Annotated in this window: 14 protein-coding genes; 5 read left to right on the top strand and 9 right to left on the bottom strand. The window is 62.0% G+C overall.

The genetic code is table 11. From position 1 onward, the window contains the following. Positions 1-6 precede the first annotated feature (6 nt). The 6 genes from AC07PA_RS15235 to AC07PA_RS15210 all read right to left on the bottom strand — a co-directional run bounded on the left by AC07PA_RS15235 (position 7) and on the right by AC07PA_RS15210 (position 5,487). Positions 7-816 (bottom strand): methylglyoxal synthase, encoded by an 810-nt coding sequence (locus tag AC07PA_RS15235; protein WP_494655379.1) that lies wholly within the window; start codon positions 814-816, stop codon positions 7-9. Positions 817-884: 68 nt separating this feature from the next. Beyond that, complete coding sequence (locus AC07PA_RS15230; protein WP_494608526.1) at positions 885-1,574, bottom strand: class II aldolase/adducin family protein; 690 nt, start codon at positions 1,572-1,574, stop codon at positions 885-887. After that, complete coding sequence (locus tag AC07PA_RS15225; protein ID WP_494608525.1) at positions 1,571-2,488, bottom strand: GntR family transcriptional regulator; 918 nt, start codon at positions 2,486-2,488, stop codon at positions 1,571-1,573. Before AC07PA_RS15225 ends, AC07PA_RS15230 begins: the two co-directional genes overlap by 4 nt. A 10-nt stretch (positions 2,489-2,498) precedes the next feature. Beyond that, on the bottom strand, positions 2,499-3,770 hold the full coding sequence (gene otnK / locus AC07PA_RS15220) for a 3-oxo-tetronate kinase (protein WP_494608524.1): 1,272 nt from the start codon (positions 3,768-3,770) through the stop codon (positions 2,499-2,501). A gap of 15 nt (positions 3,771-3,785) precedes the next feature. Then, positions 3,786-4,859, bottom strand: a complete 1,074-nt coding sequence (locus AC07PA_RS15215) for an isocitrate/isopropylmalate dehydrogenase family protein (protein WP_007852676.1) — start codon at positions 4,857-4,859, stop codon at positions 3,786-3,788. A 31-nt stretch (positions 4,860-4,890) separates the two neighbouring features. Then, positions 4,891-5,487 carry an aspartate/glutamate racemase family protein gene (locus tag AC07PA_RS15210; protein ID WP_494608523.1) on the bottom strand — a complete coding sequence of 199 codons (597 nt, stop codon included), beginning with the start codon at positions 5,485-5,487 and terminating at the stop codon, positions 4,891-4,893. A 194-nt stretch (positions 5,488-5,681) separates the two neighbouring features. On the opposite strand from AC07PA_RS15210, the gene AC07PA_RS15205 reads away from it, so the two are divergent. Genes AC07PA_RS15205 through AC07PA_RS15185 form a run of 5 tightly spaced genes read left to right on the top strand, consistent with a single transcriptional unit; the run spans position 5,682 to position 10,738 of the window. Next, positions 5,682-6,683, top strand: coding sequence for a Bug family tripartite tricarboxylate transporter substrate binding protein (locus AC07PA_RS15205; protein ID WP_494608522.1), 1,002 nt, complete (start codon positions 5,682-5,684; stop codon positions 6,681-6,683). 40 nt (positions 6,684-6,723) lie between these two features. Continuing rightward, positions 6,724-7,776 carry a porin gene (locus AC07PA_RS15200; RefSeq protein WP_494608521.1) on the top strand — a complete coding sequence of 351 codons (1,053 nt, stop codon included), beginning with the start codon at positions 6,724-6,726 and terminating at the stop codon, positions 7,774-7,776. 14 nt (positions 7,777-7,790) lie between these two features. After that, a complete protein-coding gene (locus AC07PA_RS15195) occupies positions 7,791-8,762 on the top strand; it encodes a Bug family tripartite tricarboxylate transporter substrate binding protein (protein ID WP_494608520.1) in 972 nt (323 codons plus the stop codon). Next, entirely contained in the window at positions 8,759-9,628 is an 870-nt protein-coding gene (locus AC07PA_RS15190) for an amidohydrolase family protein (RefSeq protein ID WP_494608519.1), read from the top strand. Before AC07PA_RS15195 ends, AC07PA_RS15190 begins: the two co-directional genes overlap by 4 nt. Positions 9,629-9,646: 18 nt before the next feature. Then, the gene (locus tag AC07PA_RS15185) at positions 9,647-10,738 is read left to right on the top strand and encodes a lactonase family protein (protein WP_494608518.1); all 1,092 of its coding nucleotides are present in this window, start codon (positions 9,647-9,649) and stop codon (positions 10,736-10,738) included. On the opposite strand, the gene AC07PA_RS15180 is transcribed toward AC07PA_RS15185, so the two are convergent. The 3 genes from AC07PA_RS15180 to AC07PA_RS15170 all read right to left on the bottom strand — a co-directional run bounded on the left by AC07PA_RS15180 (position 10,735) and on the right by AC07PA_RS15170 (position 14,365). Then, positions 10,735-11,913, bottom strand: a complete 1,179-nt coding sequence (locus AC07PA_RS15180) for an MFS transporter (protein WP_494608517.1) — start codon at positions 11,911-11,913, stop codon at positions 10,735-10,737. The genes AC07PA_RS15185 and AC07PA_RS15180 overlap by 4 nt on opposite strands. Before the next feature lie 662 nt (positions 11,914-12,575). Further along, positions 12,576-13,412 carry a site-specific integrase gene (locus AC07PA_RS15175; protein ID WP_494608516.1) on the bottom strand — a complete coding sequence of 279 codons (837 nt, stop codon included), beginning with the start codon at positions 13,410-13,412 and terminating at the stop codon, positions 12,576-12,578. Further along, positions 13,406-14,365 (bottom strand): hypothetical protein, encoded by a 960-nt coding sequence (locus tag AC07PA_RS15170; protein WP_494608565.1) that lies wholly within the window; start codon positions 14,363-14,365, stop codon positions 13,406-13,408. Before AC07PA_RS15170 ends, AC07PA_RS15175 begins: the two co-directional genes overlap by 7 nt. Positions 14,366-14,401 lie beyond the last annotated feature (36 nt).

The raw sequence follows: 14,401 nt of genomic DNA, 5'->3' as shown, positions 1-14,401 counted from the left end.
CGTGCACTAGCGCCATGCCGTGGCCCAGGCGTCAGCCATGGCCGGCGTGTGGTAGCAGGCGGCCTCGAAGCTCTTGGTGCAGACGGCGCGCTCCAGTAGCTGGATGTCGGCCTCGTGCTGGCGCGCGACGTGCACGTCTTCAAAGAAGAGGACTTTGTCGCAGCGCTTGTCGAGCACCAGCTCGGCGATCTGCGCGTCGCCACCCAGCGGGCCGCTGCGCAAGGGCTGCACCCAGGGCAGGTCGCGCGGCCAGCCGCGGGACCAGGCCATCTCGTTGAGCCGCCCGCCCGTGGTGCCAGTGGCAAAGCGCTCCTTCGTCTGCGAGAGCAGGTCGAAATGGCGGTGCGCAAAGTCCACCATGGCGGATTTCAATGCATCGTGTGCGATGAGGGCGACGGACTGCTGGTTGATGGCAGGCACCATGGCCGGCGGGCGCTGGCGCAGCGACACGCCGGCCTGCAGCGCGGCCTCCACGGCCACCCATTCGACGGCGGCGGCCACGGTGAGCAGCAAGGGCTTGCCGTGCGAGATGCACTGGCGCTTGAGCGCCTGGGCCTCGGGGTACAGCGATGAAGGGTCGAGCGGGTCCAGCAGGTAGATCGCGCCAGCCAGTTCCTGCTCGGCATGCACGCCGCCGGCGATGCGCGAGACCATGCGCATCACCCCGCCCTCGCGCCCGTACGGTAGGCGCGTGATGTGCGGGAAATGGCCAGCCAGGGCATGGTTCTCGATGGCGTCAGCGCAGCCGCCAACCGCGGCAATACCCAGCTGCAACTCGGATAGCCCGCTTTGCGAGGCGGCAGCCCATAGGGCCAATCCACCGTCCGCTTCCGAGCGGTGCAGCCGGTGTGCTGCCAAGCCGAATGATTTTCGAGGATGGCGGTCTACCACGATGCAGCGAATGTTTCGCGCAACTCCGCCAGATCTGAGTCGCCCAGGCTGGAACAACTGAAATCCGAGAGCAGCCAAAGTTTGGCGGTCTCTTCCAGTTCTTCCAGCGTGGCCATGGCCTCGGAAGGCGTGCGGTGCCACACATTGGGACCTAGCCGGTCGAGCATCACCGCGCGGAGCTGGCGGCCTTTGGAGGCATATTCGGAAATGAGTTGCGCGACCTCCTGCGCCACGGCGGGCGCACCAGGCCGCTGGTAGGGCACCAGGGGCACTCGGCCCACCTTCATCACGAAATACGGTGTGATGGGCGGTATCAATTCACCATGCTGCTCCAGATAGCCGCTGCGCCGCAGCGTGAGCGCGACCAGGTGCGTGCTATGGGTGTGCATCACGCAGGTAGCGGATTGCCCCGCAGCCTCGGTTGCACGGTAGATGGCGCGGTGCAGTGTGATGGTCTTGCTGGCGCGGGCGCCGCTGAGCTGAGCGCCATCGTCTCCTATGCGCGCCAGTTGCGCCGGGTCCAGAAAGCCCAGGCAGGCATCGGTAGGCGTGATGAGAAAACCGCCGCCGTGCTCCGGTGCGAGGCGAGTACTGATGTTGCCGGCCGTGGCGTGCACATAGCCACGTGCGAACAGGCTGGCACCCACACGGCAAATTTCTTCTCGGGCCTGGGATTCGGTCACTCCTCGCTCCCCAACTTCGTGATGCGCGCGGTGTTCAGGTGCTGACGCAAGAAAAGCGACGCTTCCATGCGTTCGCCGCGCACCAGCAGCTCGATCAACTGCAGGTGCTCTTCGCACTGGCGGTGGAGGCGGCTGCGGTCCAGCAGCGTGCCGTATTCGACGATGCGGCGCATCTGGTTGACGTTGCGCAGCGCATCGACCACAAAGCGGTTGCCGCTGCCGGCCGCCACGGTTTCATGGAAGTGGCTGCCCGCCTGGAACAGCTGCGCTGGTGTGCACTGCTCGATGCCGCCATCGAGCAGTTCCTGCTGCTCCCGGCGGCAGCGCTCCAACTCGGCCAGGTCCACGGTGTAGCCAGGTTCGAGAATGGCAGCGGGCTCCAGCATCATGCGAAAACGATAGCTCTCGCGGTGCGATTCGAGGCTTGTGAGCATGCGACGAAAGACCCAGCCGCGCCCGGGCTTGCGGTCCACCAGGCCGTCCTTGGCCATGGTGTTGAGAAGTCGCTGCATCTGAGGCCTGGCCAAGCCGTACCGGCTCATCAGCTCTGCCTCGGTCACCTCCTGATCGATGTAGCCCTTAATGCGATCGCTGGCGATTCGCATGTACGTGTCCTCGCTGGAAACGCCGGCCTCAGAGAGATCAAGGCCTTTGATCTCATGCGACTCTTTGGCGAGCTGGAATCCCCGGTTCGGATTGGAAGTCACGACCCCGGTGGATTCCAGGAACTGCAGGGCCTTTCTCACTGGCGAGCGAGACACGTCCAATGCGTCGCACAACGCTTGCTCCGTGAGACGGTAGCCCTTGGGCAGGCCCTCGCGCTGAACCATCTCCAGAATCTGGGCAGCCAGTTTGGGGATGAGAGGGCTTACATTCCCACTCGGCGCGATTTCAAGTGCAGCATTGGATTTCATCGTGAACTCGTCAGGTCAGCTGTTCAAAGGCCTTGGTAAAGAAATCAGTCGTGCCGAAGTTGCCGGACTTCAATGTCACGTGGATTCCCTCGGTCAAAGCATAGCGTGATTGTGCGTGGCACCAGGGGACGCCGGGTGCGATGGCGGGACCGATGCGCATGCGGTCAATGCCAAGCGCCTGCACGCAAGCACCCGAGGTTTCGCCTCCAGCGACCACCAGTTGTCCCACGCCTTTGGCTACCAACCCGCGGGCAATCTGGGACAGTGCATGCTCAACCATCTGCCCGGCTTCCTCCACACCGAGCTTTGCCTGGGTGGTTTTCACCGCCTCAGGCTCCGCGGTGGCATACACCAGCACAGGCCCGACATCGAGCAGCTTGTCTGCCCAAGCCAACGCTTCGGAGACCACGTCCACACCGGCCACGATCTGCATCGGATCAATGGAGAACGCGGCCCCACCACGCTGCCGGAAGTCTGCAACCTGTGCATTGGTGGCCACCGAGCAGCTACCGGACACGATTGCACGGCGGCCGCGAGCCGCTGGCAGTCGTGCGGCCAGGTCGCTGGCAGTCACCCCGAAGTTGGCTGGCAGGCCGATGGCGACGCCCGACCCTGCAGTGACCAGGGGCAGCCCGGCCAAGGCGGGACCCATGGCCAGCAGATCGTCGTTGTCGATGGCATCGACGATGGCGATTTCAACGCCTTCGCTGCGCAACTCGGCAATGCGACTGCTGACGGCGTCACTGCCCCGCCGGACGTAGCTGTGATCCACCAGACCCACGCGCCGCTTGGTCTGCGCCTGCAGCACGCGCACGAGGTTGGAATCGGTCATGGGCGTCAGGGGATGGTTCCTCATGCCCGACTCCTGCAGCAACACGTCGCCCGCGAACAGATAGCCCTTGTAGACGGAGCGACCGTTCTCGGGGAACGCGGGGCACGCAATCGTGAACTCCGTGCCGAGTGCGTCCATGAGCGCATCGGTTACCGGGCCGATGTTGCCTTCTGGCGTGGAGTCGAACGTGGAGCAGTACTTGAAATAGACCTGCTGCACTTGCTGCGTCCGCAACCATTGGAGCGCAGCGAGCGACTGCTCCACGGCCTGGGTGGCCTGGATCGTGCGTGATTTCAACGCGATCACGATCGCATCGATCTCTTCGCTGGGAGGCTCAGACGGAATGCCGATGGTTTGCACCACCCGCATGCCGCTGCGCACCAGGTTGCTGGCCAGGTCGGTCGCGCCGGTGAAGTCATCGGCGATGCAACCCAGATAGGGTGGTTTCATGGGCACCGTCCAGACTCAGGCGGCTGCCACGGCATCCGCCACGGCCGTGGCGAAGGCCTTGCAGCCGATGCTTCCGCCGATGTCAGCAGTGCGGGTCGCGGGGTTCTCCAGCACCTTGTCTACTGCGGTCTCGATGGCCTTGGCAGCCTGCTTGAGCTTGGCGTCGCCGCGCTTGTCGCCGAGCCAGGCCACCATCATCGCGACGGACAGGATCATGGAGGTGGGGTTGGCCTTGTCCTGGCCCGCAATGGTAGGGGCCGAGCCGTGCTGCGCCTGGGCGCAGCAGTTCGTGTCGCTGGCCATGATGGAACCTGCCAGACCCAGGCTGCCCGAGAGTTCGCTGCACAGGTCCGAGAGGATGTCGCCGTAGAAGTTGGTGGCCACCAGCACGTCGAAGCGCTCCGGCTCCTTGACCAAATGGGCAGTGGAGGCATCGACCAGCAGATCGTCCAGCACCACCTCCGGGAAATCCTTGGCGACATGGCGCACGGCTTCGAGGAACAGGCCGTCGGTCATGTGGAAGCTGTTGGCCTTGTGGATGGCGGTGACGCGCTTCTTGCGGGTCATGGCCAGCTCGAAGGCGCGGCGCGCGATGCGCTCGCTGCAGTGGCGGGTGATCTTGCGCGTGGACAGCGCCATATCGGGACTGGGCATGACCTCACCCCAGCCGCGCGACATGTTGCGGTCTGGGTAGAAGCCCTCGGTGGCTTCGCGCATGATGACCAGGTCCATGGTCTTGCCTTCGCGCATGTTGGACTGCAGGAAAGGCCGAGTGCGTGCGGGGCGCACGTTGGCGTACAGGTCCAGACCGATGCGGTAGGCAGCGGACACGTTGCGACCGCCCTTCTCAGGCGGGGGGTAGTCGGCATGCGACTGCGTGCCCAGGATGATGCCGTCGTAGGTCTTCGAGCGTTCCAGCAGCTCGTCGCGGATGGTGACCCCGTACTTTTCCAGACTCGCGAAGCCCAGGTCTTCATAGTCGAATTGGAAGTCCAGGCCGAAGCGAGTGCCGGCTGCTTTCAGCACGCGCACGGATGCGTCAACGATTTCGGGGCCGATGCCGTCGCAGGGCAGAACGATGAATTTCATGTGAGTCTCCAGTCAGTTGCGGGGGTTAAAACTAGGGGGTGGTGGCGGAATGTTCAACGGAACGCCTGAGCAGCTTTACCGCGCTGTCAGGGCTTGAAAGGACTGGCCGACGCGTCTCCGCTTCGACACGGCTCCTCATGTGCGAGGTAGAGAACTGGCCCAGCATGATCACGTCACAGTCGATGAGTTCCTGTGCGGCCTTGCTGACCAGGGTGTCATGGATCTCGACGTTGCCTTCGCTCAGCGCCTCCAGCGCGCCGTCTGGGCACTCGACTTTCAGCACGTAGTCCAAATTCAACTTGGCTGCGAGTTCGCGAAGCTCTTGCTTCATGCTCGACACAGAGGGCGCGAACGTCGAAACCATTCCTATCTTTCCTGTGCGCCCAAGCTTTGCGCACACGCCCAGCGCTTCGCCAAACATCGCTTCGTTGGGTTTGAACGTGGGCAGGTCAACACCTTCTGCGGCCGAGTCAATGGCCGGGCCGAACGCTGAGCATGTGAAGAGGACGCCTTTCACTCCAGCACTTTCCGCGTAGCGCGTCAGGGAATGGAACCGGTCCGTGAGGCCTCCGGTGATTTCGCCTGCCTCTGCAAGGTCACCAGACAGGCTGTCGTCAAGCAGGTTCATGCAGTAGGCCTCAGGCCAAAGACGCGCAAAGGCGTCCTCGATTGGACGGATCGCCAAGGGAGTGGCATGTATCAAAGCAATTTTTGGTGCATTCATTGGCTTGATATTCGATGTAGGGTTGACACTGATTGTACCAATATCGAAGTCGATACAATATCGGGTATCTACTGACCGCCAACCAAAAGGAGACAAACGTGCATCTGACCAACGATCAACGCCTTCGCCGACTCGGCCTGCTGGCCATAGGAGGCCTGCTTGCGCTTCCTTCGTACGCGAACACAGACGTCGGGGGCTATCCCAACAAAAACATCACGTTCGTGGTGCCCTACGCTGCGGGCGGCAGCTCGGATACACGGTCGCGCCAGATTGCGACGAAGCTGTCAGCGGCATACGGTGTTCCGGTGATCGTCGAAAACAGGCCAGGTGCTGGCGGGAATATTGGTACGGAGTACATCGCCAAAGCCAAGGGCGATGGCTATGTCATCGGGCTGGGCAACTTTGCGCCACTGGCCGTCAACAAGGCCCTGTTCCGCAAGCTCAATTACGATCCAGCGACCGATCTGGTGCCTATCGTGATGATTGAGAAGGGACCGCTGATCATGTCGGTCGCACAAGCGTCCCCCTTCAAGTCTGCGAAGGATGTGATCGCGGCGGCGAAGGCCAAACCAAATTCGCTGAGCTTCGCTTCCGGCGGTATCGGTGGATCTCACCACCTTGCTGGCGAGTTGCTCCAAGATGCTGCGGGCATCGAGATGACGCACATTGCCTACAAAGGCGGTGCCCCAGCGACCAATGACCTGATCGCCGGCACCGTGAACATCATGTTCGAGTGGATCTTCGCGGTGATGCCCTATGTGTCGGGCAACGAGCCACGGCTGCGCCCGCTGGCCATCACCAGCACCCAGCGCTCTCCGCTGCTCAAAGACGTGCCGACCTTTGAGGAACTGGGCATCAAGGGTATGGAGATTTCCAACTGGTTCGGTGTCGTCGCGCCCAAGGGCACGCCCGCGCCCATCATCGCGAAGCTGAACGCCTCGATCAACGAGATCCTCAAGCAGCCTGAAATGGTGAAAGCCATCACCAGCCTGGGCGATGAGCCGGTAGGCGGCACCCCTGAACAGTTTGGCAGCTTCATCAAGGCTGAGACGGCGCGCTGGTCGAAGTTGGTCAAGAGCCACGACATCAAGCCCGAGTAGTCCCTTCCATCAATGCAGCGGCCCAGCCGCTGGAGATTCCATGCAACACTTCAAGAACGCCGCCATGCGCAGCATGGCCGGCTTGGCGCTCGTCGCGCCAGCATTCACCTTCGCCCAGACATCCAGCCAAACTCTGTACGGCATCATGGATGTCACCGTCCGCCACGCCAGTAATGCAGGTGCCAACCGGGGCGGGCTCACCAACGTCGGCGACGGCCTGTTCGGTGGCTCGCGCCTGGGCTTCAAGGGGACTGAGGACCTCGGCGGCGGAACCCGGGCCTTCTATGTGCTGGAGATGGGGATCGATCCATCCACCGGCCTGGCCCAGCAGTCCACAGCCACGGCCAACTACGGCCAGGTGGCATCCGCAGCGGGACGCGCCTTCGGCCGTGAATCGTTGGTAGGCGTGTCCTCGGACGCATTGGGAGTGCTCACGCTGGGCCGCCAGTACACACTGGCGCACCAGGCTGCTGCGCGCATCCAGCCCATGGGCAACCCCAATATTGATGCGATCACGGTGCTTAGCAACCACCACATGGCGCGCCAAGACAACATGATCAAGTACGCAAAGGACCTTGGTCCCGTCACGCTGGCTGGCAGCGTGACGCTGTCCGAAGGAAATGGCCGCGGCAGCGGACTTTCGGCGACATACGCCAGCGGGCCATTCGAGGCCGTGGCGTATGGTCAGAACCTGTCGGCAGCCACTGGCGGCGAGACGCGCAAGATCCGTGGTGCTGGGGTGGCATACCGCATCAGCACGGATTGGAAGGCGTTCATTGCCTACATGGAGCGCAGCCATGAGATCAGCCTGCAACGCAACAAGGTCGCTTCTATCGGCGTCAACTACAGTGTCACTCCACTGCTCATGCTGACGGCGAGCTACACGCAAGACCGCCAAAACGCGTTCGCCGCCAATGGCTCGGGGAATAGAAAGGTCGCGTGGGTCTCCGCTGACTACTACCTGTCCAAACGGACGGATGTGTACGCAGAGGTGGACCGCAACCGGATTGATGGCGGCTACGTGCTGCCCGCGTTCATGGGCACGCGCGGCTCGCAGACGGGTGTGACTGTCGGTCTGCGTCATCGGTTCTGAGAGGAGCACGGAACATGTCTCACTTCCTGATCGCACGCCGCGCCCTGCTGTTGGCTGGCCTCGCAGCCTCATCGCTTGCCATCGCTCAGTCTTATCCCACCAAGCCTGTTCGGCTGATCGTGCCCTTCGCCGCCGGTGGGCCCAACGACGTGATGGCCCGCGTGCTCGCGAAGCGCCTGACGGGCGACACGGGTCAGCCCTTTGTGGTGGACAACAAGCCGGGGGCCGGCGGCATCATCGGCACGGATGCTGTCGCCAAGGCCATGGCCGACGGCTACACGCTGGGCTTCATCAGCGGACCTGTGACCATGGCCCCGGCCTTGCAGGCGAAGATGCCGTACGACACCATGCGCGACTTGGTGCCGGTGGCACGCGTGGCTGAGTCGCCGATGGTGATGATGGTGCCGGCAACGTCGAACTTCAAGACTGCGGGCGAACTCATCGAGTACGCAAAGAAGAATCCGGAAAAGCTGACCTATGGGACTGGAGGCGTGGGCAGTACGCCGCACCTCACGACCGAACTGCTCTCCAGCATCACGGGTGCGAAGTTCTTGCATGTGCCGTACAAGGGCGGCGGCGAGTCGATCAAAGCGGTGATGGGCGGTGAGGTCGATCTGTTGATCGACAGCGTGACGAGCACGGGTTCGGCCTTCGCATCGGGCCGCATCAAAGGCCTGGGCATCGGTTCCGCCAAGCGCCTGCCAAACTTGGCCAATGTCCCTACCTTCGAGGAAGCGGGACTGAAGGGCTTCAAGGTAGAGCACTGGGTAGGCATCGTTGCTACGGGCAAGACGCCCCAGCCGGTGCTGGATGCCTTGCAGGCACAGATCGCCAAGGCGCTGCAAAGCCCTGAGGTCGCCAAGAAGTTCGAAGAACTGGGCGCTCGCACTGTCTCGGACACACCCGCAGAGTTCGACAAGTTCATGCGTGATGAATTGGCCAAGTGGCAGCAGCTGGTCAAGACAGCCAAGATCCAAACGCAGTGAGCGAGCCATCCTTACAACTACCGCAGAGCGTGGTCTGTGATACCCACGTCCATGTGTTCGACGCGGCGCGGTTCCCTTTCGCGGAGCGCCGACGCTTTACGCCGGGCTATGCGGGCGTGGATCGGCTGGTCGAGCACCTGCAACACATCGGCGCGGGCCGCGTGGTGCTGGTGCAGCCCAGCGTCTACGGTAGCGACCATGGGTGCCTGGCATACGCGCTGCAGCGGTTGAAAGGCCGCGGACGTGGTGTGGCCGTGCTGGCACCTACCAGTACGGCCCACGAGGTCGCAGGACTGGACGCCCTTGGGGTACGCGCCACCCGTATCAACTTCGTTGTGGATGGCAATGCCGACGCATCCGCTGCGCGCGATGCGGTCTCGCAAGCGATCCGGCAGGTGCCTGTGCACTGGCATGTGCAGCTGCACGTCACCCTGGGCGTGTTGCGCGAACTCGGCGACCTCATCCGGAGTAGCTCCTGCCATTTCGTGCTCGATCACATCGGGCTGCCCCCCATCACGCCCGGTGCTGCAGAGGCGGAGCACTGGCGGGAAGTGTGCGAATTGGCTGCAGCGGGCAAGCTATCTGTGAAGCTGTCCGCGCCCTACCTTTCCGTTGCAGATGCAGCAATGCTTGCGCCGCTGGCCCACAGCCTCCTGCAGGCCGCTCCCCGTTCAGTGCTGTGGGGGACAAACTGGCCGCACACGCAGGGCACGGCACGCTCAGCTCCGGCAACACCCGACGCAATCGAGCCTTTCCGAGAGGTAGATGACCTTGTCTGGCTGGCCCTGTGCCAAGGGTGGCTGGCGACAGCCGACCTGGCGGCCGACACCCTGGATGCCAACGCACAACGGCTCTATGAATTCTGACCCATTGAAGACCTTCTGATGACATCGAGGAACGAACCCAACTCACCTCCGCGCTATGCCTATGTTGGATCGCGCACCACGCGCGAAAGAAATGCCCGGGGTGAAGGTATCAGCGTCTATGCCATCGAAGCCGATGGACAACTGCGCCTGATGCAGGTTTATGGCGGGCTCGTGAATCCATCGTTCCTGGCGTTGAACCGCGAACGTAGCCGCCTGTACACGGTACATGGCGACGGCCACGAGGTCAGCGTGCTGGCCATTGACCCGGAACACGGCACGATCTCGCTGCTGCAGACACAAGAGTGCGGTGGCCTCAACCCGGTGCATCTTGCGCTGAATCCAACTGAACAGTGGCTACTCGTTTCCGATCACCTCGGCGTCGGCCGCCAGGGCGGCGCTTTGCTGGTGATGCCGGTGCGCCCCGATGGAACCTTGGATCCGGTAATCCAACGCGTGGAGATGACGGGGACACCGGGACCACACCGAAAGGAACAGCCGCACGCCAAGCCGCACTTCAATCCGTTTGATCCCAGTGGCAAATTCGTAGTGGTACCCGACAAGGGATTCGACCGCGTGTTCGTGTTTCCGTTTGATGATGGGCGGATCGACACGGCTGCCCAACGTTGGGTCGATACACGCACGGGAGCCGGTCCCCGGCACATCGCGTTTCATCCAACACTGGCCACCGTTTATGTGGTGAACGAACTGGACTCCACCGTCGCGGCGTACCGGTTTGACACGGCGACGGGCGGGCTTTCTCCATTCCAGGTGCTGTCCACGCTGCCAGATTCATTCACAGGCAACAACACAGGCTCGGAAATCGCGATATCCCGATGCGGAGGACAGCTCTATGCGTCCAACCGGGGGCATGACAGCATCGCGGCATTTTGCGTTGATTCGACGACGGGGCGGCTGACTTTTCACGGCGTGACCTCGTCACTTGGCAAGACGCCCAGATTCTTCGCGCTGGAGGACGAACAGTCGCGAATGTATGTGTTGAATGAGGACAGCGATTCGATCATTGTCTTCTCCACGGATTCCCCCGATGGAGTCACGCTCGCTGTCATTCAACAGATTGAGTCTGGCAGTCCCGTGTGTTTGGTAATCTAACTTTTCGGCGGTGAGGGGATCCACGCATGCAGTAGGGCTGCAGCCATGACTGCGACAAGTCCTATGGCAGAGATGCCAATGGCCAGCGAGCCCATGGAAACGATCAACGACAGCGCCGCGGGCCCCGCGGTGGCTCCGATGTCCGCGAGGAGGCGCCATACGCCCAGGAAATAGGCCCGGCCCTGGACTGGCGCGTGGTCCGCACCCAGCGTCATGTTCATTCCCGAACCGATCCCGTTGCCAAAGCCTATCGCCATGGCCGCGAGCAGCATGGTGGCAAAGCTGGCGGTGAAGGGCATCGCCAGCATGCCCGCCCCCATGATGAGCATGGAAGGCAAGGCCACCCAGCGACGGCCCTTCACATCCATCACCTTGCCTGCGGGATAGAACACCAGCATCTCGATGCCCCCAGCCAGACCGTAGATCAGCGACGACACGGCGGGCGACAGGCCCAGGTGGTCCGCCCAAAGCGGCAACACCACCTGACGGGCAGCTCGGACGGCGCCCACCAGTGCGATCGCGATACCCAGGGTGAGGAACACCCGGCGATGGTCGGCGAACGTCGTGAGCACGGACACGCGCGCCGGTGCCTGAGCAGGTGAGGGCGCGCCCGGCGCCTTGAGGTCCCGGATTCCGGCCGCAAGGCTCGCCGCGGACAGTGCTGCGATGACTCCCACGGCGAATGCAGCGGAAAGACCGTAGAAATGGATCACTGCTGCGCCGGCAAACGGCCCGATGAACGTCCCGATCCGCACTACTCCACCCAGGCTGGACAGGGCCCGTGCCCGGTGGCTGATAGGAACGACCTCCGTCATGTAGCTTTGGCGGGCTAGGTTGTAAACACCCTGCGACATGCCGATCATGAAACACCCGACGGCCAGTATCCCGAAGTGCGTTGCAAAAAGGCAGACGGCCATGCCCAGGGCGCTCCACACCCCGGCTGCCACGATGCATGAGCGCTCCCCCAGCCGGGTGATCAGCACGGATGCCAGCACATTGTTCAGTACGCAGCCTATGCTGATCAGCATCACGGCCAACGCAGCCATCGGCACCGATGCGCCCAGCTCCCGTGCCAGCAGGGCCACCACAGGGAGGATCGCTCCTTCGCCAATACCGAACAGCAGCGACGGGCCGAATGCCGCCACGGCAATCTTCTTGAATGAAAAGTCGTTCACGGAGTCTGATTGTCTCCTGGTGTGACGGTACCTTTGGACATCAAAAGTCAAACCTGCGTTGGCCGCGCGCCAATCTCCCTTCCAACTTTCCCAAGCCAGCTACCGAGTCGAAGCCAGTCTCGTACATAAAAGCTACTCGAATTTCCAGCTCTCCAACCACACCTACCGGAGCTTCCAGAAAGCAGACCCGTGGCGCGACCATTGGAAAAAGATGCAGTGACTGACCGACGTCAGCAAACTGCTCAGGTAGCAAGCAAGCACAACTTCGGGCGTGTAGTCGCGAAACCCTCCTCGATAGCCACATCCTGCACGAGCTGTTCATACTCCGCGCGCCTTGGAACCCTGCAGTAAGGTCGTGGTGCTCAACTGTCCGAAGTGCCTGTGAAGGCGGATTTCTGTATAAGCGTCCAACGATGGAAACCGAACGAATTGCTCCTGTGAACCGCTGCGGCTACTGTGGCTCGACCAACTACCGCAGGGTGGTGGAGCGCGATGGCCAGGGGGTGTTGCGCTACGGCGAAAGGTTAGTGTGTTCGGGTTGTACGCGGGAGTTCACTGACATAAGAAGCTGGCGAATAGGCCAATCCGATGCGCCGCAAGTGTTGCAGACTGCCGCATGAGCGCTACCAATAGTTCAAGGTGTGCTCCGGTTATCGTTCAGTCTACATTCCTGAGCGACGCTTCTTTCCGTGGCGCTCTTTCAGTTCAAGCGCGTGTCGAATGGCTTCAAGGCCACTCTGGGTGTTGAACTCCGCGATGGAAGGTAGCGGGTAAGAAAGTGCATTGATGCCTGTACCCAGCGACTTCATCGATGCTCCTTTGTCGTAGCGAGTTTCTACCAATGCCTTTGACCGGGAATGCCCCATCAAATCCGACTTGAGATTCGTGGGTATACCAGCGGCACCGAGGGCGGTGGCAAAGTTATGACGCAGCGAATGAAAAGTTCGGCGGCCGTCGCGGGGAATCTTCAGTTCGTTACCCAGAAACCGTTCGTTAAACCACTTGCCGGCGGCCTTGCCGTAGCCCTTGGTCTCGTCGAAGGTTAGCTCCGGGAATAGACGCGAATGCCCGGCACTGCGAAGTGCGTTCACGTACTCCTGAAACCCGCGTGACAGCAGGTAGTTGTGTACCGGGATCATGCGCTGGGAGTTGATGGTCTTCAGCGATTTATCGGTCCCGGCTGATACTTCCACTCCGTCCAAATCCATTTTGCCCTCGCCCTCCAGATTGAAGTCGAGGTAAGTAGTTCCCGAGCCATCTACCTGGATATCGCTAAGGTACAACTGCGAAAGCTCGTTGAGACGGCCGCCACAGAAGAGCGCGAGCAACGGCAGCCAGTAGTAGTGTGGCCGGTAAGCGTAGAACTTGCCCTTGGGCGTGCGCTGACCCACGCCGTTTTGAAACCAGGGCGCGCTAAAGATCAAGCCAAGTTCAGCCGGTGAAAACGCATCTCGCTGCTGGCTGGCTTTTGCTTTGGGACCGCCTGCCCTCTTCAGCAACTCGCCGCCCAGCCCGTCGCTGGGTTCTGAATCATCATTGTCTCGCGCACGGCCCAGGCGAAAATCTCCGCCAGGCTGTCCAGCAGTCGTGCCTGGGCCTGTGTGGTCAGGCGAGGCAGATTAAGTTGGTCAGCCAATGCGATGAGTTCGGGGAATGTAGCGGCGGGGCTCTTGTGCTTTCTCCGGACGTTGTGGCGTTCGTCCGGAATGCGTGCAATCTGGTCGGCAAGCTCACGCAGCGCAAGACGATCTACCTTGGCCAACGGGACATCGCCGACCAGCTCGACGAGCAAATCGCACTGGTCCTTGCGCCGTCGCAATTGATCCGGCTTCCATGCGCCCTCGTGTCTGCGGAGGTACTCAACCGTCAAGTCTGTCACCGTCCTATCCTTGCCCGCCGGTGGAAGGGGAGCTGACGCCGCCTTCGTCAACGCGCCGAGGGTAGCTGCGGTACGCACCTCAGGGGCCAGCAACGCTGCAAGCGAGGTCCGCAGGGCCTCAACATCCCCTCGACGCACTTCCAGCATGGCTGTTGTGATGCTTGGGCCCGGAACATCGCATACGAAGCCATTTTCGGTAGAGGGCCAGTGAAGAAACTGGCTCACCGGTACGCCCGCATCGGCGCGCGCGATGGCCCCAATCTCCTCGTCAAAGCGAATGCGCAGGCGGCCTGTGTACCGAGTGCGTGCAGCGAGCCCCCCCAGCTTGTGTTCGTCAATGACTACCTCGACAAGGCCCTGCGCGTCGCGCAAGTGTTCGAGCTGTTGCTCATAGTCGTGCACTTGCCAGCCTAGCCATCCATCCGCATGTACAAAGAACGGCGTGCCGCGCGCGATCAATCTGTCGGCAAGCAGTGCAGAGGTTGTCCCCAGAGCGAGAGCTGAATCTACAAGTGGTAGGTACCCGTCTCCAAGAAGTTGGAGAGACCCGGCAGCAATGGCAGATATGTCCATGAGATCAGCCTTTGCGATGGCTCGATGCCACTCAGC

The sequence above is a fragment of the Acidovorax sp. GW821-FHT09B03 genome (assembly GCF_059418305.1).
Note: the sequence above shows the minus strand (reverse complement) of the source record. Positions and strands in the feature narration are given on the sequence as shown.

Excerpts from the sequence above, each read along its gene's own strand:
- AC07PA_RS15225 (WP_494608525.1), bottom strand. The coding sequence starts at position 2,488 with ATGAAATCCAATGCTGCACTTGAAATCGCGCCGAGTGGGAATGTAAGC.
- otnK (WP_494608524.1), bottom strand. The coding sequence starts at position 3,770 with ATGAAACCACCCTATCTGGGTTGCATCGCCGATGACTTCACCGGCGCG.
- AC07PA_RS15215 (WP_007852676.1), bottom strand. The coding sequence starts at position 4,859 with ATGAAATTCATCGTTCTGCCCTGCGACGGCATCGGCCCCGAAATCGTT.
- AC07PA_RS15210 (WP_494608523.1), bottom strand. The coding sequence starts at position 5,487 with ATGAACCTGCTTGACGACAGCCTGTCTGGTGACCTTGCAGAGGCAGGC.
- AC07PA_RS15200 (WP_494608521.1), top strand. The coding sequence starts at position 6,724 with ATGCAACACTTCAAGAACGCCGCCATGCGCAGCATGGCCGGCTTGGCG.
- AC07PA_RS15195 (WP_494608520.1), top strand. The coding sequence starts at position 7,791 with ATGTCTCACTTCCTGATCGCACGCCGCGCCCTGCTGTTGGCTGGCCTC.
- AC07PA_RS15185 (WP_494608518.1), top strand. The coding sequence starts at position 9,647 with ATGACATCGAGGAACGAACCCAACTCACCTCCGCGCTATGCCTATGTT.
- AC07PA_RS15170 (WP_494608565.1), bottom strand. The coding sequence starts at position 14,365 with ATGGACATATCTGCCATTGCTGCCGGGTCTCTCCAACTTCTTGGAGAC.